Annotated in this window: 13 protein-coding genes and 2 rRNA genes; 6 read left to right on the forward strand and 9 right to left on the reverse strand. The window is 67.7% G+C overall.

What is annotated here, in order from left to right; genetic code table 11:
• Positions 1-27: 27 nt before the first annotated feature.
• Together LK06_RS03675 and LK06_RS03680 are read right to left on the reverse strand one after the other, a co-directional pair.
• Positions 28-3,149, reverse strand: a 23S ribosomal RNA gene (locus tag LK06_RS03675).
• Between the two features lie 307 nt (positions 3,150-3,456).
• Positions 3,457-4,983 (reverse strand): 16S ribosomal RNA (locus tag LK06_RS03680).
• The 16S and 23S rRNA genes sit together here, the layout of an rRNA operon.
• Before the next feature lie 635 nt (positions 4,984-5,618).
• Between LK06_RS03680 and LK06_RS03690 the strand changes: the two genes are divergently transcribed.
• Together LK06_RS03690 and ptsP are read left to right on the forward strand one after the other, a co-directional pair.
• Entirely contained in the window at positions 5,619-6,068 is a 450-nt protein-coding gene (locus LK06_RS03690; RefSeq protein WP_043435251.1) for a PTS sugar transporter subunit IIA, read from the forward strand.
• A 98-nt stretch (positions 6,069-6,166) separates the two neighbouring features.
• Complete coding sequence (ptsP, locus tag LK06_RS03695) at positions 6,167-7,837, forward strand: phosphoenolpyruvate--protein phosphotransferase (protein WP_043435254.1); 1,671 nt, start codon at positions 6,167-6,169, stop codon at positions 7,835-7,837.
• Positions 7,838-7,941: 104 nt separating this feature from the next.
• Here ptsP and LK06_RS03700 read toward each other — a convergent pair whose 3' ends face one another.
• Both LK06_RS03700 and LK06_RS03705 read right to left on the reverse strand, forming a co-directional pair.
• The gene (locus LK06_RS03700) at positions 7,942-8,835 is read right to left on the reverse strand and encodes a hypothetical protein (RefSeq protein ID WP_043404792.1); all 894 of its coding nucleotides are present in this window, start codon (positions 8,833-8,835) and stop codon (positions 7,942-7,944) included.
• 392 nt (positions 8,836-9,227) lie between these two features.
• A complete protein-coding gene (locus tag LK06_RS03705) occupies positions 9,228-11,195 on the reverse strand; it encodes an acetoacetate--CoA ligase (RefSeq protein WP_039656955.1) in 1,968 nt (655 codons plus the stop codon).
• A 214-nt stretch (positions 11,196-11,409) separates the two neighbouring features.
• On the opposite strand from LK06_RS03705, the gene LK06_RS03710 reads away from it, so the two are divergent.
• Positions 11,410-13,770, forward strand: a complete 2,361-nt coding sequence (locus LK06_RS03710) for a glycoside hydrolase family 31 protein (RefSeq protein WP_174673802.1) — start codon at positions 11,410-11,412, stop codon at positions 13,768-13,770.
• A 40-nt stretch (positions 13,771-13,810) separates the two neighbouring features.
• Here LK06_RS03710 and LK06_RS03715 read toward each other — a convergent pair whose 3' ends face one another.
• A complete protein-coding gene (locus LK06_RS03715) occupies positions 13,811-14,347 on the reverse strand; it encodes an NUDIX domain-containing protein (protein WP_039656953.1) in 537 nt (178 codons plus the stop codon).
• A 235-nt stretch (positions 14,348-14,582) separates the two neighbouring features.
• Here LK06_RS03715 and LK06_RS03720 point away from each other — a divergent pair, with 235 nt between their 5' ends.
• The 3 genes from LK06_RS03720 (at position 14,583) to LK06_RS03730 (ending at position 17,989) form a co-directional block, all read left to right on the forward strand.
• Positions 14,583-15,014, forward strand: a complete 432-nt coding sequence (locus LK06_RS03720) for a Zn-ribbon domain-containing OB-fold protein (protein ID WP_039656952.1) — start codon at positions 14,583-14,585, stop codon at positions 15,012-15,014.
• Positions 15,015-15,018: 4 nt separating this feature from the next.
• Positions 15,019-16,209 (forward strand): lipid-transfer protein, encoded by a 1,191-nt coding sequence (locus LK06_RS03725; RefSeq protein ID WP_039656950.1) that lies wholly within the window; start codon positions 15,019-15,021, stop codon positions 16,207-16,209.
• 127 nt (positions 16,210-16,336) lie between these two features.
• Positions 16,337-17,989 (forward strand): GGDEF domain-containing protein, encoded by a 1,653-nt coding sequence (locus tag LK06_RS03730; protein ID WP_039656949.1) that lies wholly within the window; start codon positions 16,337-16,339, stop codon positions 17,987-17,989.
• 426 nt (positions 17,990-18,415) lie between these two features.
• Here LK06_RS03730 and LK06_RS03735 read toward each other — a convergent pair whose 3' ends face one another.
• From LK06_RS03735 to LK06_RS03750, 4 genes are all read right to left on the reverse strand, one after another.
• The gene (locus tag LK06_RS03735; RefSeq protein WP_039658118.1) at positions 18,416-19,630 is read right to left on the reverse strand and encodes an IS110 family RNA-guided transposase; all 1,215 of its coding nucleotides are present in this window, start codon (positions 19,628-19,630) and stop codon (positions 18,416-18,418) included.
• 323 nt (positions 19,631-19,953) lie between these two features.
• Positions 19,954-20,559: a GTP-binding protein gene (locus LK06_RS03740; RefSeq protein ID WP_039656947.1), complete on the reverse strand. Its 606-nt coding sequence runs from the start codon at positions 20,557-20,559 to the stop codon at positions 19,954-19,956.
• Positions 20,540-24,178, reverse strand: coding sequence for a hydantoinase B/oxoprolinase family protein (locus LK06_RS03745; protein ID WP_043431871.1), 3,639 nt, complete (start codon positions 24,176-24,178; stop codon positions 20,540-20,542). Before LK06_RS03745 ends, LK06_RS03740 begins: the two co-directional genes overlap by 20 nt.
• 25 nt (positions 24,179-24,203) lie before the next feature.
• A complete protein-coding gene (locus LK06_RS03750; protein WP_039656944.1) occupies positions 24,204-24,599 on the reverse strand; it encodes a DUF742 domain-containing protein in 396 nt (131 codons plus the stop codon).
• Position 24,600 lies beyond the last annotated feature (1 nt).

Raw genomic sequence — 24,600 nt, forward strand, 5'->3', positions numbered from 1 at the left:
GAACCAACACAGTGGACGCGAGCATCAATGGACAAGCCCTCGGCCTATTAGTACCAGTCAACTCCACCGGTTACCCGGCTTCCATATCTGGCCTATCAACCCAGTCGTCTACTGGGAGCCTTACCCCATCAAGTGGGTGGGAGTCCTCATCTCGAAGCAGGCTTCCCGCTTAGATGCTTTCAGCGGTTATCCCTCCCGAACGTAGCCAACCAGCCATGCCCTTGGCAGAACAACTGGCACACCAGAGGTTCGTCCGTCCCGGTCCTCTCGTACTAGGGACAGCCCTTCTCAAGACTCCTACGCGCACAGCGGATAGGGACCGAACTGTCTCACGACGTTCTAAACCCAGCTCGCGTACCGCTTTAATGGGCGAACAGCCCAACCCTTGGGACCGACTCCAGCCCCAGGATGCGACGAGCCGACATCGAGGTGCCAAACCATCCCGTCGATATGGACTCTTGGGGAAGATCAGCCTGTTATCCCCGGGGTACCTTTTATCCGTTGAGCGACGGCGCTTCCACAAGCCACCGCCGGATCACTAGTCCCGACTTTCGTCCCTGCTCGACCCGTCGGTCTCACAGTCAAGCTCCCTTGTGCACTTACACTCAACACCTGATTGCCAACCAGGCTGAGGGAACCTTTGGGCGCCTCCGTTACTCTTTAGGAGGCAACCGCCCCAGTTAAACTACCCATCAGACACTGTCCCTGATCCGGATCACGGACCCAGGTTAGACATCCAGCACGACCAGACTGGTATTTCAACGACGACTCCACAAACACTGGCGTGCCCGCTTCACAGTCTCCCAGCTATCCTACACAAGCCGAACCGAACACCAATATCAAACTGTAGTAAAGGTCCCGGGGTCTTTCCGTCCTGCTGCGCGAAACGAGCATCTTTACTCGTAGTGCAATTTCACCGGGCCTATGGTTGAGACAGTCGAGAAGTCGTTACGCCATTCGTGCAGGTCGGAACTTACCCGACAAGGAATTTCGCTACCTTAGGATGGTTATAGTTACCACCGCCGTTTACTGGCGCTTAAGTTCTCAGCTTCGCCCACCCGAAAGTGAGCTAACCGGTCCCCTTAACGTTCCAGCACCGGGCAGGCGTCAGTCCGTATACATCGCCTTACGGCTTCGCACGGACCTGTGTTTTTAGTAAACAGTCGCTTCTCGCTGGTCTCTGCGGCCACCCCCAGCTCAGGAAGTAAATCCCCTCACCAGAAATGGCCCCCCTTCTCCCGAAGTTACGGGGGCATTTTGCCGAGTTCCTTAACCATAGTTCACCCGAACGCCTCGGTATTCTCTACCTGACCACCTGAGTCGGTTTAGGGTACGGGCCGCCATAAAACTCGCTAGAGGCTTTTCTCGACAGCATAGGATCATCCACTTCGCCACAATCGGCTCGGCATCAGGTCTCAACCACATGCAAGGCGGATTTACCTACCTCACGGCCTACACCCTTACCCCGGGACAACCACCGCCCGGGATGGACTACCTTCCTGCGTCACCCCATCACTCACCTACTACCAGCTCGGATCACCGGCTCCACCACTCCCCCTGACGGCAAAGCCGACAACGGGCGGTTTCACGGGCTTAGCATCACTGGATTCAATGTTTTTCGCTTCACAGCGGGTACCGGAATATCAACCGGTTATCCATCGACTACGCCTGTCGGCCTCGCCTTAGGTCCCGACTTACCCTGGGCAGATCAGCTTGACCCAGGAACCCTTAGTCAATCGGCGCAAACGTTTCTCACGTTTGTATCGCTACTCATGCCTGCATTCTCACTCGTCAACCGTCCACGACTACCTTCCAGTGCCGCTTCACCCGGCAGACGACGCTCCCCTACCCATCACAGCCTCCGTTAGGAGTACATACTGCAATGACACGACTTCGGCGGTACGCTTGAGCCCCGCTACATTGTCGGCGCGGAATCACTAGACCAGTGAGCTATTACGCACTCTTTCAAGGGTGGCTGCTTCTAAGCCAACCTCCTGGTTGTCTCTGCGACTCCACATCCTTTCCCACTTAGCGTACGCTTAGGGGCCTTAGTCGATGCTCTGGGCTGTTTCCCTCTCGACCATGGAGCTTATCCCCCACAGTCTCACTGCCGCGCTCTCACTTACCGGCATTCGGAGTTTGGCTAAGGTCAGTAACCCGGTAGGGCCCATCGCCTATCCAGTGCTCTACCTCCGGCAAGAAACACACGACGCTGCACCTAAATGCATTTCGGGGAGAACCAGCTATCACGGAGTTTGATTGGCCTTTCACCCCTAACCACAGGTCATCCCCCAGGTTTTCAACCCTGGTGGGTTCGGTCCTCCACGAAGTCTTACCTCCGCTTCAACCTGCCCATGGCTAGATCACTCCGCTTCGGGTCTTGAGCGTGCTACTCCACCGCCCTATTCGGACTCGCTTTCGCTACGGCTTCCCCACACGGGTTAACCTCGCAACACACCGCAAACTCGCAGGCTCATTCTTCAAAAGGCACGCAGTCACGAGAAACACCAAAGTGCTTCCGACGCTCCCACGGCTTGTAGGCACACGGTTTCAGGTACTATTTCACTCCCCTCCCGGGGTACTTTTCACCATTCCCTCACGGTACTATCCGCTATCGGTCACCAGGGAATATTTAGGCTTAGCGGGTGGTCCCGCCAGATTCACACGGGATTTCTCGGGCCCCGTGCTACTTGGGAAATGAACAAGCAAGCCGTCACGATTTCAGCTACGGGGGTCTTACCCTCTACGCCGGGCCTTTCGCATGCCCTTCGCCTACCGCAACGGTTTCTGACTCACCCAGCCGCCGGCAGACGACTGAAGCTCACTCCCACAACCCCGTATACGCAACCCCTGCCGGGTCTCACACGCATACGGTTTAGCCTCATCCAGTTTCGCTCGCCACTACTCCCGGAATCACGGTTGTTTTCTCTTCCTGAGGGTACTGAGATGTTTCACTTCCCCTCGTTCCCTCCACACTGCCTATGTGTTCAGCAGCGGGTGACAGCCCATGACGACTGCCGGGTTTCCCCATTCGGAAACCCCCGGATCAAAGCCTGGTTGACGACTCCCCGGGGACTATCGCGGCCTCCCACGTCCTTCATCGGTTCCTGGTGCCAAGGCATCCACCGTGCGCCCTTAAAAACTTGGCCACAGATGCTCGCGTCCACTGTGCAGTTCTCAAACAACGACCAGCCACCCATCACCCCGAACCCCCACAAGGAGCCCAAGTACACTGGGACCGGCAACCGAGGAAAATCATTCCCTCAGACACCCAACAGCGTGCCCGACACAGCCAGCCAATGACCATCACGTTCCACGCCGAAGCAGTACTAGCGATCCCATACAGACCCACTGTGCCGAATAGTCAACGTTCCACCCATGAGCAACCAGCATCAGACACTCGCTGATGTACTGGCCTCTGAACCAGGCAAAAACCCGGCTAGAAATGCTCCTTAGAAAGGAGGTGATCCAGCCGCACCTTCCGGTACGGCTACCTTGTTACGACTTCGTCCCAATCGCCAGTCCCACCTTCGACAGCTCCCTCCCACAAGGGGTTGGGCCACCGGCTTCGGGTGTTACCGACTTTCGTGACGTGACGGGCGGTGTGTACAAGGCCCGGGAACGTATTCACCGCAGCAATGCTGATCTGCGATTACTAGCGACTCCGACTTCATGGGGTCGAGTTGCAGACCCCAATCCGAACTGAGACCGGCTTTTTGAGATTCGCTCCACCTCACGGTATCGCAGCTCATTGTACCGGCCATTGTAGCACGTGTGCAGCCCAAGACATAAGGGGCATGATGACTTGACGTCGTCCCCACCTTCCTCCGAGTTGACCCCGGCGGTCTCCCGTGAGTCCCCAGCACCACAAGGGCCTGCTGGCAACACGGGACAAGGGTTGCGCTCGTTGCGGGACTTAACCCAACATCTCACGACACGAGCTGACGACAGCCATGCACCACCTGTACACCGACCACAAGGGGGCACCCATCTCTGGATGTTTCCGGTGTATGTCAAGCCTTGGTAAGGTTCTTCGCGTTGCGTCGAATTAAGCCACATGCTCCGCCGCTTGTGCGGGCCCCCGTCAATTCCTTTGAGTTTTAGCCTTGCGGCCGTACTCCCCAGGCGGGGCACTTAATGCGTTAGCTGCGGCACGGACAACGTGGAATGTTGCCCACACCTAGTGCCCACCGTTTACGGCGTGGACTACCAGGGTATCTAATCCTGTTCGCTCCCCACGCTTTCGCTCCTCAGCGTCAGTATCGGCCCAGAGATCCGCCTTCGCCACCGGTGTTCCTCCTGATATCTGCGCATTTCACCGCTACACCAGGAATTCCGATCTCCCCTACCGAACTCTAGCCTGCCCGTATCGACTGCAGACCCGGGGTTAAGCCCCGGGCTTTCACAACCGACGCGACAAGCCGCCTACGAGCTCTTTACGCCCAATAATTCCGGACAACGCTTGCGCCCTACGTATTACCGCGGCTGCTGGCACGTAGTTAGCCGGCGCTTCTTCTGCAGGTACCGTCACTTTCGCTTCTTCCCTGCTGAAAGAGGTTTACAACCCGAAGGCCGTCATCCCTCACGCGGCGTCGCTGCATCAGGCTTGCGCCCATTGTGCAATATTCCCCACTGCTGCCTCCCGTAGGAGTCTGGGCCGTGTCTCAGTCCCAGTGTGGCCGGTCGCCCTCTCAGGCCGGCTACCCGTCGTCGCCTTGGTGAGCCATTACCTCACCAACAAGCTGATAGGCCGCGGGCTCATCCTGCACCGCCGGAGCTTTCCAGCCCCTACCATGCGGTAGGGACTCATATCCGGTATTAGACCCCGTTTCCAGGGCTTGTCCCAGAGTGCAGGGCAGATTGCCCACGTGTTACTCACCCGTTCGCCACTAATCCCCTCCCGAAGGAGGTTCATCGTTCGACTTGCATGTGTTAAGCACGCCGCCAGCGTTCGTCCTGAGCCAGGATCAAACTCTCCGTGAATGCTTTCCCCGTCATCGGGGTGAACACCACGAGAGCGGAACAATCAGGGGAAATAACCCCGACCGTTCACAGCGTCCTCGCTGTGTGTTTTTCAAAGGAACCTCGCCACCGGAATAATCCGGTAGACGGGGTATCAACATATCTGGCGTTGACTTTTGGCACGCTGTTGAGTTCTCAAGGAACGGACGCTTCCTTCGTACTCACCCTCTCGGGCTTTCCTCCGGGCGCTTCCCTTCGGTGTTTCCGACTCTATCAGATCTTTCCGATCCGATTTCCTCGGTGCTTTCCAGGTTCCCGCTTCCGCGTTTCCCTTTCCGGCTTTCCCGACTCTATCAGGGTTTTTCCCGCTCTCCGACCATCCCCTGCGGGCATGCAGGAGGAGACCCAGAGAATAGGATCTGACAAGTGGAATGCTGCCAAGCCAGGACGCGAGCACGCCCCTTGGCCCCAGGCAGGAGTACGACAGTACACGGACCCTGGAAGCCGGTGCAAATCCGCCGGGTTGGTGGTCTAGACCACTAGCTGGTAGCTTCTCTACGGAACCGCCAGTTCATCTGACATACCCTGCTGCTCAGTGCGCCGTCCGGGACAGGCAGCGACGGCTGTACGCAGCTCCACTCTCTGGGAGGCTTCCCATGACCACCGTGACGTCCCCCCTCGCCGGACGCGCCATCGGACTGGCCGCGGTGCCGGATCCGGTCTTCTCCGGGGCCATGGTCGGCCCGGGCACTGCGATCGATCCCGAGCGGGAGCCGTCCGAGGCCGTCGCGCCCATGGACGGCATCATCGTTTCCCTGCACCCGCACGCCTTCGTCGTGGTGGACGAGAGCGGTCACGGAGTGCTCACGCACCTAGGTATCGACACCGTCCAGCTCAATGGCGAGGGCTTCGAGCTGCTCGTCAGCAAGGGGGACACGGTGACCCGTGGCCAGAGCATCGTGCGCTGGAACCCGGCCGCCGTGGAGGCCGCCGGCAAGTCTCCGGTCTGTCCCATCATCGCCCTCGAGGCCACGGCCGGGTCTCTCTCCGCTCTCCGCGACAACGGTGACGTGAAGGCCGGCGACGGCCTCTTCACCTGGAACTGACATTCACCTGGAACTGACGGAAACGCCGTCGCAGGACGGCCGCGAACAGGACAACGACAGCGGCGACGGGACTCGCCGCACGACCGGAGACAGGTGAGATGGAGACAACGCTGCGAGGCGTCGGCGTGAGCCATGGCGTGGCCATCGGCGAGGTCCGGCACATGGGTACGGCGGTGCTGGAGCCGCCGGCCAGGCAGATCCCCGCCGAGGAGGCCGAGCGGGAGCAGGGGCGCGCCCGCCAAGCGGTCGATGCCGTGGCCGCCGACCTGACCGCGCGCGGCAACCTGGCGGGAGGTGAAGCCCAGGGGGTGCTGGAAGCGCAGGCCATGATGGCGCAGGACCCCGAGCTGATGGCTGATGTGGAGCGGCGCATCGCCGTCGGCAGCACCGCCGAGCGCGCGGTGTACGACGCGTTCGCGGCGTACCGTGATCTGCTGGCCGGTGCCGGTGAGTACCTCGCGGGTCGGGTGGCCGACCTGGACGATGTTCGGAACCGCATCGTCGCCCGACTGTTGGGCGTTCCGATGCCGGGTGTCCCCGACAGCGACCAGCCCTACGTGCTCGTGGCTCGGGACCTGGCTCCCGCCGACACGGCTCTCCTCGACCCGACGCTGGTACTCGGATTCGTGACGGAAGAGGGCGGCCCCACCAGCCACAGCGCGATTCTGGCGCGGGCACTGGGCGTGCCTGCCGTCGTGGCGCTGCCGGGCGCCGGTGAGCTGGCCGAGGGGACCGTGGTCGCCGTCGACGGCAGCACCGGCGACGTTTTCGTGAACCCCACCGACGAGCAGAAGACGAAGCTTGAGACCGCGGCCGCCGAGCGCAAGGCGGCCCTGGCCGCCGCGACCGGGCCCGGTGCGACCTCTGACGGGCACAAGGTGCCGCTGCTGGCCAACGTCGGCGGGCCTGCGGACGTACCGGCTGCCGTGGCGGCCGGTGCGGAGGGCGTCGGCCTGTTCCGTACCGAGTTCCTCTTCCTGGACGACAGCAAGAACGCTCCTTCCGAAGCGAAGCAGGTGGAGGCCTACCGACAGGTGCTGGAGGCGTTCCCCGAGGGGCGCGTGGTCGTGCGGGTGCTGGACGCGGGTGCGGACAAGCCGCTGGACTTCCTGACCCCGGCGGACGAACCGAACCCCGCGCTCGGTGTGCGCGGTCTGCGGACGCTACTCGATCATCCCGGGGTCCTGCGCACACAGTTGACCGCACTGGCGAAGGCCGCCGAAGGGCTGCCCGTCTACCTTGAGGTCATGGCTCCCATGGTGGCCGACCGCAAGGACGCGAAGGCGTTCGCGGACGCCTGCCGCGAGGCGGGACTGCGAGCCAAGTTCGGTGCGATGGTCGAGATTCCGTCCGCCGCGCTGCGGGCTCGTTCGGTCCTTCAGGAGGTCGAGTTCCTGTCGCTGGGGACCAACGACCTGGCACAGTACACCTTCGCAGCGGACCGGCAGGTCGGTGCTGTGGCGCGGTTGCAGGACCCCTGGCAACCGGCACTGCTCGATCTCGTCGCGCTGTCCGCGGAGGCGGCCAACGCCGAGGGCAAGAGCTGCGGTGTGTGCGGCGAGGCTGCGTCCGACCCGCTGCTGGCATGTGTGTTGACCGGCCTGGGTGTCACCTCCCTGTCCATGGGTGCGGCGTCGATCCCCTATGTGCGGGCGACGCTGGCGAAGTACACGCTGGCCCAGTGCGAGCGAGCTGCGGCGGCCTCGCGCGCGGCTGAGAGCGCCGAGGAGGCACGCAGCGCAGCTCGGGCGGTGCTGTCGGGCGAGTAGCGGCGGCACGACACAGCTGGACCCGGGTCCAGGGGGGCGCCTCGCCCGTGGGTGGGGTGCCCCTTTGCATGGTCGTCTGCATGGTCGGCGGAGATGGGGTGCGCTCAGTAGCGATGTCCCGGTGCGGGGGTCTCCCCTCCGAGATCGGGCGGCTCGCAGTAATCGACGCCGGACTCCGGGGCGATGATGTCGCCGGATTCGACATCGGTGCAGTAGGCGTCGAAGACCTCGGAGGCGGTGAGCGGTTCGAGGGCGCCGCCGCGCAGGCGCCAACCGTAGACCTGGTCGGCCGTCCCCAGGTCGCTGGTGCGCATGACGAGTCCGCCGGGGCTTCGGGTGGCCAGGCCGAGCGCGAAAACGCTGATGAACTCCAGTGCCTGGGCTTCGTCGGGAGGTGCGCCGCCGGAAATGTTGGGGGTGCCGTGCAGCACGGCGATGAGAGTGTCCGGTGGCCTGGAGACGCTGCATACCAGGTGGCGCTCGCCGGGCGGCGCGGTGTCGAGGATGCGTGCCACGAGGCCAAAGGCACGGGTGAAGGCCGCCTTGCCGATGTCCTCGCCGCAGGTGGGGCAGGGGCCCAGGCGGGTCAGGAGGGTGGTGGTGCACTCTCGGGCCGCCTGGCGTACGGCTGCGTCCACGAGGGCGGGCAGGAGGGTGGCCAGGGGGCGGCCGTCGTAGGGGATGGTGGGACCGGTGACCGCGAGCTCCGCGGTGAACCGGGCCCGGCTGGCTTGGGCGTCCGGATCGAGGCCGGCCTCCGCGCAGTAGGCGGCGTAGTCCTGCGGGTCGAACAGGGCGAGTGCGGTGTGGGTGCCCTGGGCCGCGCGGGCCCTGAGGACGGCCTCGACCTGTTGGAGGTAGATCGCGTGGTCGTCGAAGGTGAAGCTGCGATAGCGCCGCATGGCGCGGAAGTCGTGTTCGCCGGTGAGCAGACCGATGGTGCCGGCGATCTCGCGGCGCAGGACGCGTCGCAGGGCCTGGTGGTCGGTGTGCGCCATGTTTCCCCCAAGAGCGCGGTCGATCAATGCTCACTCACCGTAACCGGCGGCACTGACAGTGACGCTCGCTGGGGCCGTTCGTGCCGCAGGCGGTGCTGGATGACGCGCGCGCTGGTGGTACGCGCCCGTGAGGCCGTACACCCTGCGGCGTACGGCCTCACGGGGAGCTGACCGCAGGCTTAACGGCCTGGGCAGGAAGCTGGTCGCCCCGGGGGCATCGGGCACGCGGGGCCGGTGGGCTGCGACCGGGACAGGGTTCGCCCGGCGGACGAGCCCGGGGTGCGGAGCGCCACCGCGGGCCTGGGACCGGCCGAGGCGGTCCGGCCGGTCCCGGGCCCGCCGCCGCGCCCGGCGAGCCCGAGGCAGCGTACGGGGAGTGAGCTGCGGGAGAGTCAGGCTCGCTTGCGGGCGAGTTCCTCGTAGAACCCGAGCAGGGCGAGGTCGTCGACCGAGCCGGGGTTGACGGCCTTCTCCAGCGGGGTGCCCTGCAGGAGACGCTTGACGGGGACCTCGATGCGCTTGCCGGTGAGGGTGTGCGGGATAGCCGGTACCTCGATGATCTCGTCCGGTACGTGCCGGGGCGAAAGCTGGTCCCGCAGAGCCTGTTTGACGCGGTCACGGAGGTCCCCGTCGAGGGTGGCGCCCGGTGCGAGCTGCACGAACAGTGGCATCCAGTACCCGCCGTCGGGTTGTTCGACGCCGATGACCAGCGACTCCTTGATCTCGGGCAGGCGCTCGACGACCTCGTAGATGTCGGCCGAGCCCATGCGGACGCCCTGCCGGTTGAGGGTGGAGTCGGACCGCCCGTGGATGATCACGGACCCGCGTGCGGTGAGCGTGATCCAGTCGCCGTGGCGCCACACTCCGGGGTAGGTGTCGAAGTAGCTGTCGTGGTAGCGGCTGCCGCCGGGGTCGTTCCAGAAGCGGATCGGCATGGAAGGCATGGGGTTGGTGACGACCAGCTCGCCGACCTCGTCGATCAGCGGCTTGCCGCTCGGGTCCCAGGACTGCAGGTCAGTGCCGAGGCCGGGGGCCTGGAGTTCGCCGATGTACACCGGCAGCGTCGGCACGGCTCCGGCGAAGCAGGAGCACACGTCGGTGCCCCCGCTGACGGAGGCGATCCACAAGTCGGCGCCGACCTCGTCGTGCAACCAGCGGAAGCCGTCGGGGGGGAGGGGCGAGCCGGTGGTCGCGACGCACCGCACCCTGGAGAGGTCGTGGTCGCGGGCGGGGTGCACGCCGGCCTTACGGCAGGCCATGACGTAGGCGGCCGAGGTGCCGTAGAGGGTGGCTCGGGTACGTTCGGCGACCCGCCACTGGGCACCGGTGTCCGGGTAGCCGGGGCTGCCGTCGTACAGGACGATCGTGGTTCCGGTGAGCAGGCCGGAGACGAGGAAGTTCCACATCATCCAGCCGGTCGAGGTGTACCAGAAGAGACGGTCCCCGGGACCGAGGTCACAGTGCAGGCCCAGCTGTTTGAGGTGTTCGACCAGGATGCCGCCCTGGGACTGGACGATCGCCTTCGGCAACCCGGTCGTGCCGGACGAATACAGCACCCACAGAGGGTGGTCGAAGGGAACCTGCTCGAAGACGGGTTCGGCGTCCCCTGCCGTCACTTCCGACCACTCCACTGCGCCCTCGGGCGCCTCGGTGCCGAGAAGCGGGATGTGGACGACGGCGCGCAGGGTGGGCAACTCGCGACGCAGTTCGGCGACGATCTCGCGCCGGTCATGCTCCTTGCCGCCGTAGCGGTAGCCGTCGATGGTGAACAGGACGACGGGTTCCACCTGCTGAAAACGGTCGAGGACGCTGCGGGCACCGAAGTCCGGGGCGCAGGAGGTCCAGACGGCACCTACCGCCGCGGTGGCCAGCAGCGCCACCACGGCTTGGGGGACGTTGGGAAGGTACCCGCTGATGCGGTCGCCGGGGTGCACGCCCAGCGCACGCAGTTCGGCGGCGAGGGAGCCGACCTGGCGGCGCAGCTCGGCCCAGGTCACCGGGCTCGGATCGTGGGTTTCGTCCACGTGGAGGAGCGCGGGCTCGTCCGGGCGGTCGTCCGCGGTACGCAGTGCGTGCTCGGCGTAGTTGAGGGTGGCTCCGGTGAACCACTGGGCGCCCGGCATCGACCGGTCGCCCAGCACCCGCGTGTAGGGGGTCGAGAACCGTACGCCGAACCACTCCGTGACGGCCTTCCAGAAACTCTCCAGCTCGTCGACGGACCAGCGGTGCAGGGCCGGGTACCCTCCGTCGGCCGGGGCGCCGTGGTGCTCGGCGGCCCATGCCTGGAACTGGGTGATGCGTGCCTGGGCGATCCGCTGGGGATCGGGCTGCCAGAGCGGCAGGGGGTTCGCGGTCGGCATGGGGCGGCTCCCGGACTGTGCGCGTCGTGTGCGTCGGTCCGCGCACGGGCTGGGGTGTGCGCGTGACGCGGCTGACAGGGACGATGCCATGTGATCGACTCCTACACCAGGGTGCCCCCCACATAGTCCATGTCACAAAGATGTGGCCCCGGCATGGGTGAACGGCAGTTGAACGACACACGCGCCTGGGGCGCTCAATGGCAGGGTGAACAGCATGGACGGTCGTGACCTGGTGCGTTCGGTGAGTGTGGACAGTTCGGGGAGGGCGGCTCGGGGGTTGCGTACCGTACGGGCCGCATGGCGCAGGATGCGCATCGACGCTGCCGCGCTGCCGCAGCGGGGGGCCGAGCGAGCGCGGGTCCCGGGGCAGGTGCAGGGCGCGGAGCCGGGGCTGGGGGGCGGTCTGATCCGGTTCAGTCGGTCCCGGTTGCGGATCATCGTGACCGTCGGCGGAGCCGTCTTCTGGGGCTGGGACGGGGCGGAGCCGCACCCGTCGTACGCCCTCGCGGGAAGCTGCCCCGAGCCGGATCCGCGGGCGGTGCTGGAGCCGGACAAGGACGGGGGCTGGCGGGTCGTCGCGGAGCGCGTGACGATCGTGATCTCCCGGCACGGCGCCGTGGAGATCTGCACGCCCGGCGGAGTGGTGCTGCGGCGGGACCTACCCCCGCGCTGGTGGGAACCGGTCGGTGGGGGCGCGGCGCGGTGGATGCAGCGGTCGGAGGTGGCGGCGGACGCCCGGTTCTTCGGCCTGGGCGGGCGGGCGTCGGGGCCCCGGCTGCGGGATGGCACGTACCGGCTGTGGAACACCGATCCCGGTCGTGCTTTCGGACCCGGTGAGGACCCGCTGTACCTGACCATGCCCGTGCAGCTGGTCGTGGCCGACGCAGGCACGCATCTGGTGTTCCACGACAACACGTGGGACGGCGCGGTGGTGCTCCGGGAGGGCGTGGAGGGTGCCGGATCCGGACACGACCGGGCAGGACACTGTGCGGTGCGGATGGACGGCGGTCCACTGCGCTGCTGGGTGATGGTGGGCACGCCCGCGCGCGTGCTGCACTTGTGGGCCTCGTTGACGGGCGCGCCGGCGCTGCCGCCCGCCTGGGCACTCGGGCATCATCACGCGCGGTGGGGGTTCGGCAGCGAACAAGAGGTGCGCCGGATCATCGCCGGCTACCAGGAACGCGGTCTGCCGCTCGACGCCGTCCATCTGGACATCGACCACTACGACGACCACCAGGTGTTCACCGTCGACCAGGAGCGTTTCCCCAAACTGCCGTTGCTCGCGGAGGAACTGCGTCGGGAGGGTGTCCGGCTGGTCTCGATCGTGGATCCGGCCGTGCGGGCGACACCGGGCAATGCCGTGTACGACAGCGGCTCGGCCGTGGACGCATTCGTTCGGGACGCCTCGGGGCGGACGGTGCGGGGCGTGGTGTGGGCCGGCGAGTCGGTCTTCCCGGACTTCACGCACGCGCGGGTGCGAAAGTGGTGGGGCGGGCTCTACGAGGAACGGCTGGAGCAGGGCTTCGCCGGGTTCTGGCACGACATGAACGAGCCGACGTCGTTCAACGCCTTCGGTGAGCCGACGTTGCCGCGTTCGGCCCGGCACGCCCTGGAGGGGCGCGGCGGCGACCACCGGGAGGCGCACAACGTGTACGGCCTGTGCATGGCCCGGGCGGGCTACGAGGGGGTGCGCGAGCTTTCGCCGCAGGAACGCCCCTTCCTGTTCTCCCGTTCCGGCTGGGCGGGGATGCAGCGGTACGGGGGCACCTGGTCGGGGGACGTGGCGACGGGGTGGCCGGGACTGCGGGCGTCGCTGTCCCTGGTGCTGGGGCTCGGGCTGTGCGGGGTGCCGTACTCGGGTCCGGACGTGGGTGGTTTCGACGGCAGCCCGACCCCGGAGCTGTATCTGAGGTGGTTCCAACTCGGCTCCTACCTACCGCTCTTCCGCACCCACGCCAGTCTGCGGGCGGGGCGCAGGGAGCCCTGGGAGTTCGGTGCCGAGGTGCTGGAGCACGCGCGGGCGGCGTTGCTCGAACGGCGGCGGCTGCTGCCGTACTTCGTGACGCTGGCGCAGCTGGCCCGGCGGACCGGGGCCCCCTACGTCCGACCGTTGTGGTGGGGCGCACCTGAGGACCGGGCACTGCGCGACTGTGAGGACGCGTTCCTGCTCGGCGACGGCCTGCTGGTGGCTCCGGTCCTGGACCCGGGCGCGGACCGGCGGGCGGTGCAGCTGCCGCGCGGCCGCTGGTACGACACCGTCACCGAGGAAGCCTACGAGGGACCGGCCCAGGTTCTCCTCGACGCGCCGTTGTCCCGTACGCCGGTGCTCGCGCGCGGGGGCGCGGTCATTCCCGTGCGGGGCGCCCGCGGAGGCCTGGAACTGGAGGTGTGGGCGCCTGCCCGGGGCCGGACGGGCGGCGGTCTGGTCGTGGCGGACGCGGGCGACGGAGGGGAGGAGCCGGAGATCGAACGCTTTGTCGCCCGCCGGCAGGGTCGCCGGGTAGTGGTGACCCGGGAGCGGGAGGACGGTCCAGGCGAATCGCCCTACCCGGTACGGGTGCGGGGACTCGACTGAGCCGGGCCGGTGGACGGGTGCCTCGGCTGTGTCGCCCGGCTCAGACGTACCGTCCTTCGAACCAGGCCCGTACGGCCACGGTGTGCAGCGGGAAGGCGAGTTCCTCGGGCCTGCGCAGCAGGTGCCAGCCCTCGGTCTCGTCCGTCGCCCCGGAGGGGGGCAGACCGCCGGCCGGGCGCTCCGGGAGCAGTCCGAAGAGCAGCAGGTGTCCGTCGGGGGAGCTCATGGCGTCCACCAGCCGTACGTCACGGGCGACTGCGTCGATGCCGGTCTCCTCCTTGAGTTCGCGCACGACGGCCTGTTTCCAGTCCTCCCGGTCGTCGAGGTAACCACCGGGCAGGGCCGTGCCTCCGCGGGCGGGGGCGATGGTTCGGGTGATGACGACCAGGGACGTGCCCTTGGTGTCGTACACGGGCTGCAGCGCGACCGCGACCGGCAACGGATTGCGGTAGGCGACCGTACCGCACGAGGGGCAGGTGCGCGGCCAGCCGGAAACGCCCTCTCCATAGGGCACTCCGCAGCTCGAACAGTGGGAGCCCGGAGCGGAGTTGGCGGTTGGTTGCTGAGTTTCGGACACGCGCGGACTGTATCCGATCGCGGGAACGGCGTCCGGACGTGACGCGTACGGCGTACGCGTCCGGCGAAGGACGGCCGGAGCCACCCCCGTCGGTCCCGACCGTCCCTCCGGTACCACGACGCCAGGAGGAGGCGGATCGGTTCGCTGGGACGGTCTGCCCTTTTCCCGCAGACCGTGGCACACTCCTGACGCTGCGTCAGTTCTGTTACCGGGAGGGGCCTTGCCGCACACACGCATGCCCGCGGTCGCCGGCTGGTTCACCGGCGAGGAGGACGGTTTCCGCCTGTTGGGCACCCGCTGCCAGGCCTGTGCCTCGGTCTTCTTTCCGCGCGAGGACGACCACTGCCGCAACCCGCACTGCGCCGGCGGCGTGCTGGAGGAGGTCCCCCTTTCGCGATACGGACGGGTCTGGTCGTACACCGACAGCCGGTACCGCCCTCCATCGCCCTATGTGAGCAACCCGGACCTCCCGTGGGTGCCGTACACGTTGATCGCGGTGGAGTTGGAGGCCGAGCGGATCGTGGTGCTGGGCCAGGCCGCTCCAGGAGTCACCACCGCCGATCTGGCGGTGGGCATGGAGGTGGAGGTCATCCCCGGAGTGCTCCAGAAAGACCCGGAGGCGGCGCTGACGACCTTGACGACGTGGAACTGGCGGCCGAGGAGGTGACGGCATGACGACGGACGTGGCAGTGCTCGGCGTGGGCATGCATCCCTGGGGCAAGTGGGGCCGCAGCTTCGTGGAGTACGGGACGGTGGCTGCCCGCGCGGCGCTCACGGACGCCGGTGTGGACTGGCGGGACGTCGGCTCGATCGTGGGCGCGGACACGGTGCGCGGCGGATACCCCGGATACGTGGCGGGCGCGACCTTCGCCAGGGCCCTGGGCCGCCAGGGGGCCAGGGTCACCAGCGTGTACGCGGCCTGTGCGTCCGGAGCGCAGGCAGTCGCCGCGGCGCGGGCGCAGATACTCGCCGGGCTCGCCGAGGTCGTGCTCGTGGTGGGTGCGGACGCCGCGCCCAAAGGATTCTTCCGACCCGCCGGCGGAGACCGGCCCGACGATCCGGACTGGCTGCGGTTCCGCCTCCTGGGCGCGACGAACCCGGCGTACTTCGGGCTGTACGCCCGGCGGCGGATGGCGGTCCACGGGGACACGCCCGAGGACTTCGCACGGGTCAAGGTCAAGAACGCCGCGCTCGGGGCGCTGAACCCGTACGCCCGGTACCGCAACCGGATCACCTCGGAGGAGGTCGCAGCCTCGGCGGTGGTCGCCGATCCACTGCGGCTGCTCGACATCTGCGCCACCTCCGACGGCGGCGCGGCGCTGGTGCTGTCCAGCATCGCCTTCGCCCAACGACAGGGTGTGGCACGGCCGGTGCGGATCCGATCCGTGTCGACGGTGAGTCCGCGTTTCCCGAACACGGAGCTGGACATGCCCGACATCGCCACGGACTCCGCGGTCGCGGTGGAACCGGCGACCGAGGCCTTCCGGGCCTCGATCGCCCGGACCGCCTACGAGGAGGCAGGCCTCGGACCCGAGGACCTGTCCCTGGCCGAGGTCTACGACCTGTCCACCGCAATGGAGCTGCAATGGTACGAGGATCTGGGGCTCTGCGCGGACGGTGAGGCCGCGAAGCTACTGCGCGAGGGGGCAACTGCGCCGGGTGGTCGCATCCCCGTCAACACCAGTGGGGGCCTGGCCTCTTTCGGTGAGGCGGTGCCGGCCCAGGCCATCGCCCAGCTCTGTGAACTGACCTGGCAGTTGCGGGGCGCGGCGGGCGAGCGCCAAGTCACCGGGGCACGGGCGGGGATCACCGCCAACCAGGGGTTGTTCGGGCACGGCTCGGCGGTCGTCGTGGTGAGGTGATCCCGAGATCGGGGCACACGGGCACGGCGGATTACCCCTGGGGCACACTGTGTGACCGCCCAGGAATCCTGCGTGAACGTCTCATGAACTGCGCCTGAGCGCACTCGGGCGACGCCATCATGCTCCCGTGCACTCCTGGACGGATACTCTCCGCTTCGCCTTCCAGCCGGTGGTCAACCTGAGGACGGGCGCGGTCGCCGCACTGGAGACGCTTGCCCGCCCCCAGACCGGTGACGTGCTGGCCGAGGCCCGCCGCGATCCCGAACTCGACGGCGTACTTGCCGTGTTGGCACTCCGAGCGGCAACTCGCAAGGAGACGCTGCTCCCACTCCATCTGAACGTCTTCGCAGCGACACTGGCCGACCTGGGCGGTCTCACCCCGCTGTACGAGGCCGTGCGCGGCGCGCACCGCATGCCGTGGGAGGTGACGCTCGACGTCGTCCCGCCGTATACGCACGTGCCGCAGCGGGCGCTGCTGGAAGCGGTGGCATCACTTCGCGAGCAGGGCTTCCGGATCAGCGCGGACGGGATCGGGGACGGTGACATGCCACTCAGGTTGCTCACCGACCTCTCCCCCGATCTGGTCAAGCTCGACGCGTCTCTGTTGGCGCGGCCGGCGGCGGTGCGGGCCATGCGGACCCTGTGCGAGGAGCTCGGGGCTCTGGTCGCGGTGGAGGGCGTGGAGAGCGAACTGCAGTGTGCGTCGGCGGTGTCGGCCGGCGCACAGCTGGCCCAGGGAGAGCTGTTCGCGCCACCGGCCCGGATCCCGGCGGCGGACGTATACGTTCCACCCCGTTCCCCGGGCTCCCTCGCCGCGCCCCGGTCGGGGCCGTCGGTGCGGGAGTTCGTGCGTCCGGCCGCCGTACTGCCGGTGACCGCTCCGGCGGGGCAGGTGCGGGCGTTGCTCACCGGATCGCCTGATGTGTCCGGTGTACTGCTGGTGGACCAGGCCGGACGCCCCGTGCGTTCGGTGCACCGCTCACGCTTCCTGCTGTCGATGTCCGGACGCTACGGGCACGCCCTGTACGCCGACCGGCCGGCCTTCAAGCTGAGCGATGTACCCCGCACGGTGGGCATCGGCGCCACCGCCTGGGAAGTCCTGGACGTGGTCGCGATCGGTGGTCGGGACCGGACCTCCGACGACGTGGCAGTGGTCGACGAGCACGGCCGGTGCGTGGGCACCGTACGACTCGCGGACCTTGTCCGGGCACTGGCCGAGAGCCGGGTCGAGGAAGCGGCTGGGCTCAACCCGCTGACCCGGTTGCCCGGTTCGGACGCGATCACGAGTGAGGTGGACCGGCGGATCGCCCACGGGCGGAGTTTCGCCCTCAGCTGGCTGGACATCGATCACTTCAAGCAGGTGAACGACGGTGCCGGATTCGCCGCGGGAGACGAGCTGATCCGGTCCGTGGGACACGCCCTGCAGCGGGCGCTCGTCGGGCAAGCGCGCGTGGGGCACATCGGCGGCGACGACTTCCTGGTACTGGCCGACGAGGAAGCGCTTGAGGCGCTGGTCGCGGCGGTGCTCGATGTCCCGTGGTCGGCGGGCGGGCGGCCGGTAACGCTGTCCCTGGCGACTGTGGTGTGCGACCCGGGCCGCGTGAGCGACCACCGGCAGGCCGCCGCGCAGCTCGCTCCGTTGAAGAAGGCGGCCAAGGCACTGAACGGTGCGAGCTGGGTACTCGGGCGCGCCGGTCTGCCCGGCATCGAGGTCCGGCGCGACGGGTCCGGAGCCACGGCGGCCCGGGCCGGCTGTGCGGGCGCCGAGCCGCGGAGGTGAACGGCGTCAACGGGTGGGTTCCCCGGAGCCGCTCCCGTGTCGCGGACGTTCGGGGCGCCCCGCTGTCACGGTCGCCGCCGACAGCCTTGACGGCCCCGGAACGGCGGTGAAGACTTCCCGGTGTCAGTCGGAACCGCCATGCACTCCCCGCATCACCAGGCACTGTGCCACGGGTCTGCCTCATTCCACGGCCCGTCCCGCCATGGCGGTCCGGCTGCGACGGAGAACTCTCACGAAACGCGGGGCGGGACACCGGACACCCGCTTCCTTGGGCGGCCGAAGTCGCGGCAGAATCGTTCCTGCAGACGAACCCGGCCGCCCGCCGCCCACCGACCCGCGGTGGAGTGGCCGCGGACACGGGGGGGTGCCTCTATGTCTTTCGTCAAGGCGCCTGTGTCGGGTTTGGGTGGTTTAGCGTTGCTGGGGTCACGCGGCGAGCTCGACGTCCTTCGGATCGCGGGGTTCGTAGAAGGTGCCGTCGCGGAGCATCGCGAACAGGACGCTGATGCGTTGGCGGGCGAGGCGTAGGAGGGCCTGGGTGTGGGTCTTGTTGCGGTCGCGTTGCTTGTCGTAGTAGGTGCGGGAGGCGGGGTCGTGCAGGGCGGCGAACGCGGACAGGAACATCGCGCGTTTGAGCTGCCGATTGCCGCCTCTGGGGGCATGTTCGCCGTGGATCGACGTTCCGGACGACTTGGTGACCGGGGCCAGGCCCGCGTAGGAGGCCAGGTGGGCGGCGGTGGGGAAGCTGGTGCCGTCGCCGACGGTGACCAGCAGGACGGCGGCGGTCCTGACGCCGACGCCGGGCATCGACGTCAGGACCTTGGAAAGAGGGTGGGCCTCCAGCAGGGCGTTGATCTGGGCTTCCAGGGCCCGGCGCTGTTCGTGGACAGCGGCGAGCGAGCGGGCCAGGGAGGGCACGACGATGTCGAGGGTGCCGGTGCCCGGGACCACGACGGTCTGCTCGTCCAATGCCTCGAAGACGTCGTCGATCAGCCGCTGGGCCATGCGCGGGGCCTTGGGCCGGATGAGCTCGACGAGCCTGCGGCGTCCGGCTTTGCGCAGTGCGGCCGGGGAGCCGTAGCGTTCCAGCAGCCAGGTGACGGCCTGGTGGTCGAGGCGGGGACCCAGAACGCGCTCCAGGCTGGGGTGGAACTGGGTGAGCAGTCCGCGTATCCGGTTGCTGGTGCGGGTGGCCTCGGCGGCGAGGTCCTGGTCGAAGCCGACGAGGACCGTGAGTTCGGCGGTGATCTCGTCGGTGAGCTCCAGCGAGCGCAGGGTGTGCGGCATGGTGCGGGCCGCATCCGCGATGACCGCGGCGTCCTTCGCGTCGGTCTTGGCTTCGCCCGGGTAGAGGTCGGCGATCCGCCGCATCGCGAGTCCGGGCAGGTAGGCGACGGTGCAGCCTGCGTCCCGGGCGACAGTCAGGGGCAGGGCGCCGATGGAGGCGGGCTGGTCCACGATCACCAGCACGGTGCCGAACTTCGCGGCCAGTTTGTCGAACACGGCCCGCAGTTTCGGCTCGCTGTTCGGCAGCTGCTTGTCGAGGACCTTCTTGCCGGCCGGCGTGAGCGCGTGGCCGTGGTGGGTCGTCTTGCCGACGTCCAGGCCGAGGAACACGCCCACGTCTTCGGTGTCGAACATCGCGCCCTTCCCAGGGAGTTGAACGTGCCGACCTCGGCAGCGGTGTCGTACGCGCGCATCCACGTTATGCAGACCTGCCGCCCGCGAACTGCCCGGCATTGCGCCGGACCGGACGGTGGCCGGACCTCTCATCAGCGTCTCCGACGAACACCTCCCGGGCCCGGTGACACCACCCCCCAGGTCATCCGTTCGACAGGGGGACACAGTCATGCCGGGCCCGGAGGCCAGCGGTCCTCTTGCAGGACCGCCAAGAACATAACGGGGTGCCCCGCACGGACCACGGCCCGTACCCCGGTCGGCGGGGTACGGGCCGTGCCCGTGGCTCAGGTGCTGACGGCCCGATGACGGCCGGCCGCGTACACCATCGCGTGCTGCACGACTCCTATGAGCACTTCCTTCACCGATTCCCGGTCGCGCGCGTCGCACGGCAGAAGGGGCACGTCGTCATCGAGGTCAAGAGCTCGGCGTACGTCCTCTACCGGGTAGCGGACAGCCCCCTCGAAGCAGTTGACGCCGACGAGGAAGGGTATGGACCGCCGCTCGAAGTAGTCGACGGCGGCGAAACAGTCCTCCAGACGGCGGGTGTCGGCGAGGACCACGGCCCCGAGCGCGCCCTCGGAGAGCTCGTCCCACATGAACCAGAAACGTTCCTGCCCGGGCGTGCCGAAGAGGTACAGCACCAGGTCCTCGCGCAGGGAGATACGGCCGAAGTCCATGGCCACGGTCGTGGCGTGCTTGCCCTCCACCCCACTGGTGTCATCGACCGGCCGCCCGGCCTCGGTGAGCAGTTCCTCGGTGCGCAGCGGCCTGATCTCGCTGACCGCACCGACGAGCGTCGTCTTGCCCACGCCGAAGCCGCCTGCCACCAAGATCTTGAGCGTGACGGGCTCGACCGGGGGCTTGCCCTGCTCAGTACGCCCGAAGATCATCGGTCTCTTCTCCTGCTCGATGGGGGTCGGGCAGCGGGCGGCCGTAACCACCGCCACCGGGGGTTTCGATGACGAGTAGATCGCCGGGGGCGACCTCCGCCGAACCGCATCCGCCGAGGTCGGTGACACTACCGTCGGCCCGCTCGACGCGATTGACGCCGACCGCCCCGGGCTCGCCTCCCGCCATGCCGTACGGAGGTACGCGTCGGTGCTGGGAGAGCGTGGAGACGGTCATGGGCTCCAGGAAGCGGATACGGCGCACCGCTCCGTCGCCGCCCCGCCACCGACCAGTGCCACCGCTGCACCGCCGGACGGCGAACTCCTCCAGCCTGACCGGCAGCCGCCACTCCAGGACTTCGGGGTCGGTCAGCCGGGAGTTGGTCATGTGGGTCTGTACGACGTCGGCACCGGGGAAGCCGTCGCCCGCTCCTGATCCGGAGGCGACGGTCTCGTAGTACTGGTGTCGTTCGTTGCCGAAGCTGACGTTGTTCATGGTGCCGGAGCCCTCGGCCTGGACGCCCAGCGCGGCGTACAGGGCGCCGGTGATGGCTTGGGAGGTCTCCACGTTGCCCGCGACGACGGCGGCGGGCGGCTGGGGAGCGAGCATCGAACCGGGCGGCACGACGATGTCCAGAGGCCGCAGGCAGCCGTCATTGAGCGGGATGTCGTCGGCGACCAGGGTGCGGAAGACGTACAGGACGGCCGCGTTGACGACCGCGAACGGGGCGTTGAAGTTCGTGGCGAGTTGCGCGGAGGTACCCGTGAAGTCGATGGTCGCCCGGCGCGCGCTGCGGTCGACGCGCACACGGACCCGGATGACGGCGCCCGAATCGGTCTCGTAGGCGTATGCGCCGTCATCCAGGACATCGATGACCCGGCGGACGGCTTCCTCGGCGTTGTCCTGAACGTGCCGCATGTAGGCCTGAACCACGTCGAGACCGAACTCACCGATCATGCGGCCCACTTCATCGACACCCTTCTGGTTGGCGGCGATCTGGGCGCGCAGGTCGGCCAGGTTGGTCCGCGCGCTACGGGAGGGATGACTCGCCTCGGTGAGCAGGCGACGGGTCTCCTCCTCGCGGAAGCGGCCGTCCTCGGCCAGGAGCCAGTTGTCGAAGAGGACGCCCTCCTCCTCGATGCTGCGGCTGTGGGCCGGCATGGAGCCCGGGGCGATACCGCCGATCTCGGCGTGGTGGCCACGTGAGGCGACGTAGAAGAGGATCTCCGGCTCACTCGGTGTGCCCGCCGCCCGGCCGGTGCCGAAGACGGGGGTGATCACGGTGACGTCGGGCAGATGGGTGCCGCCGTGGTACGGGTCGTTGACCGCGTAGGTGTCGCCCGGCCGCATCGAGGAGCCGCGGCGGCGGATGACCTCTTTGACGCTGGTGCCCATGGATCCCAGGTGGACGGGGATGTGCGGAGCATTGGCCACCAGGTTTCCGTCCGGGTCGAACAGGGCGCAGGAGAAGTCGAGGCGTTCCTTGATGTTGACGGACTGAGCCGTGGACTCCAGCCGCACGCCCATCTGCTCGGCGATCGACATGAAGAGGTTGTTGAAGACCTCAAGCAGCACCGGGTCGGCGTGTGTACCCAGTCGAGAACTCTGCGTCATCGCCGTGCGTTCCAAGACCAGATGCCCGTCGTCGGTGGCGGCGGCCCGCCAGCCATCGTCGACCACGGTCGTGGCACTGGCCTCCGTGATGATCGCAGGACCGGTGACGGTCTCGCCGGGCGGGAGGGCCTCCCGGCGGTGGAGTGGCACGTCGCACCAGGCACCGCCGGTGTGCAGGCGGACGGTTTCGGGCGTGGTGGCGCGACCCTCATAGGGAGCGAGGGCGGAGAGCTCGGGGGGTGCGGTGATGCCGGTGGCTTCGACGGAGAGTGCCTCCACGACGACGGGGCGGTCGAGGGTGAAGGAGTACGTGGCGCGATGACGTGCTTCGAACGTGCGCCGCATGGTGTCGGGTTCCGTCAGCTCCACGGTGAGGGTGGTGTCGGTACCGTCGTAGCGCAACTGGGCGCGACGGGTCACCTCGATGCGGTCCTCCGGGACATCTTCGGCGCGGAGTTCGACACGTGCGGACGCCTCCAGTGCGTCACCGATCCGGCGGATGCCGGGCATAGCGGCCGCCTCCAGGAGCGCCTCGACGGACTGCTCCCGCATGGCAGTGGTGTCGGCGAGGCCGATGCCGAGCGCGGAGAGGACACCGGCCATGGGAGGCACCAGGACGGTACGGATGCCGAGCGACTCGGCGACCCGGCACGCGTGCTGCCCGCCCGCGCCGCCGAAGGTGGTCAGGGTGTAGCGGGTGACGTCGTGGCCCTTCTGGACGGAGATCCGCTTCACAGCGTTGGCGATGTTGGCGACGGCAATCTGCAGGTAGCCCTCTGCCACTTGTTCCGGGGTGCGGTCGTCGCCGGTCCGTTCGTGGATCTGGCGCGCCAGGGAGCGGAACCGCTCATACACGAGGGTGGCGTCCAGGGGCTGGTCGCCGCCGGGCCCGAACACGGCAGGGAAGTGACCGGGCTGGATGCGGCCCAGCATCACATTGGCGTCGGTGACCGTGAGCGGTCCGCCGGCGCGGTAGCAGGCGGGCCCCGGGTCGGCGCCGGCCGAGTCGGGACCGACCCGGTAGCGGGAGCCGTCGAAGTGCAGGATGGAACCGCCGCCGGCGGCGACGGTGTGGATGTCCAGCATCGGGGCACGCAGCCTGACCCCTGCGATCTGCGTGGTGAAGACACGTTCGTACGCACCGGCGAAGTGCGAGACGTCGGTGGAGGTGCCGCCCATATCGAAGCCGATGACGCGGTCGAAGCCGGCACGCTGCGACATGCGGGCCATGCCGACGATGCCGCCGGCCGGGCCGGAGAGCACGGCGTCCTTGCCGCGGAACTGTCCGGCCTCCGTCAACCCGCCGTTGGACTGCATGAACATCAGCCGCACACCGCTCAGTTCGTCGGCGACATGGCGCACATAGCGTCGCAGTACCGGAGAGAGGTAGGCGTCCACGACGGCCGTGTCCCCACGCGGCACCAGCTTCATCAGCGGGCTCACCTCGCTGGACAGCGAGATCTGCGGGAATCCCATGCGAGCAACGAGCTCACCGATGGCCCGCTCGTGCGCGGGATGGAGGTGACTATGCAGGCAGACAACGGCGACCGCGCGGATCCCGTCGTCGTACGCCTCCTGGAGCGGGCCCGCAAGGGCACCCAGATCGGGCTCCCGCAGGACGGTGCCGTCGACGGCCACGCGTTCGTCCACCTCGACGACCCGTTCATACAGCAGCTGGGGCAGGTCGATGCGGCGGGCGAAGATCCTCGGGCGGTTCTGGTAGGCGATCCGCAGAGCGTCCCGGAATCCGCGGGTGATGACCAGGAGGACGCGCTCGCCCTTGCGTTCGAGCAGGGCATTGGTGGCGACGGTGGTGCCCATGCGGACGGCCTCGATGGGCTCTCCGGAATCACCGAGGAGCTTCCGGACGCCGGCGACTGCCGCGTCGGCGTAACGGCCGGCGTTGTCAGACAGCAGCTTGTGTGTCAGCAGCCGGCCGTCCGGGCGACGCGCGACGACGTCGGTGAAGGTGCCGCCGCGGTCGACCCAGAACTGCCAGCCTGTCACGTCACTCCTCCGCTTTCCGCGCCGGTCACAGCGCCCGGAGACCGTTGATCACGTCGCGCAGAATACTCTCGTCCGGCAACTCGGCCGGGGGAACCGGCCGCGTGACATGGACGAGTTCCGCGTGCACGAGGTCGCCGATGAGGACGCGCACCACGCCGATGGGCAGGTCGAGCTTCGCGGCGATGTCGGCAACCGGCTGCGGTGCGTTCCGGCAGAGCCCGACGATGTCCACGTGCTCGGGGGAAAGCGTGGGGTCCGCTTCCGGGTCACCCGCGCCGGGCTCCGAGGCGACGACTGCGATCAGGTCCAGGCGGTGCTGAGCCGCACTCGTGGTGCGACCGCGTGTCATGGCGTACGGCCGGACCACCGGTCCGGCCTCGTCGTCGAACCAGTGATTTCTTCCCTGACCGTATCCGCTCATG

Source organism: Streptomyces pluripotens, from assembly GCF_000802245.2.
In the GTDB taxonomy this organism is placed as follows: Bacteria; Actinomycetota; Actinomycetes; order Streptomycetales; family Streptomycetaceae; genus Streptomyces; species Streptomyces pluripotens.

Coding starts and splice junctions, on each gene's coding strand:
- LK06_RS03720 (WP_039656952.1), top strand. CDS start 14,583: ATGCCCGCGGTCGCCGGCTGGTTCACCGGCGAGGAGGACGGTTTCCGC.
- LK06_RS03705 (WP_039656955.1), bottom strand. CDS start 11,195: ATGCCGACCGCGAACCCCCTGCCGCTCTGGCAGCCCGATCCCCAGCGG.
- ptsP (WP_043435254.1), top strand. CDS start 6,167: ATGGAGACAACGCTGCGAGGCGTCGGCGTGAGCCATGGCGTGGCCATC.
- LK06_RS03690 (WP_043435251.1), top strand. CDS start 5,619: ATGACCACCGTGACGTCCCCCCTCGCCGGACGCGCCATCGGACTGGCC.
- LK06_RS03750 (WP_039656944.1), bottom strand. CDS start 24,599: ATGAGCGGATACGGTCAGGGAAGAAATCACTGGTTCGACGACGAGGCC.
- LK06_RS03735 (WP_039658118.1), bottom strand. CDS start 19,630: ATGTTCGACACCGAAGACGTGGGCGTGTTCCTCGGCCTGGACGTCGGC.
- LK06_RS03700 (WP_043404792.1), bottom strand. CDS start 8,835: ATGGCGCACACCGACCACCAGGCCCTGCGACGCGTCCTGCGCCGCGAG.
- LK06_RS03740 (WP_039656947.1), bottom strand. CDS start 20,559: ATGATCTTCGGGCGTACTGAGCAGGGCAAGCCCCCGGTCGAGCCCGTC.
- LK06_RS03710 (WP_174673802.1), top strand. CDS start 11,410: ATGGACGGTCGTGACCTGGTGCGTTCGGTGAGTGTGGACAGTTCGGGG.
- LK06_RS03725 (WP_039656950.1), top strand. CDS start 15,019: ATGACGACGGACGTGGCAGTGCTCGGCGTGGGCATGCATCCCTGGGGC.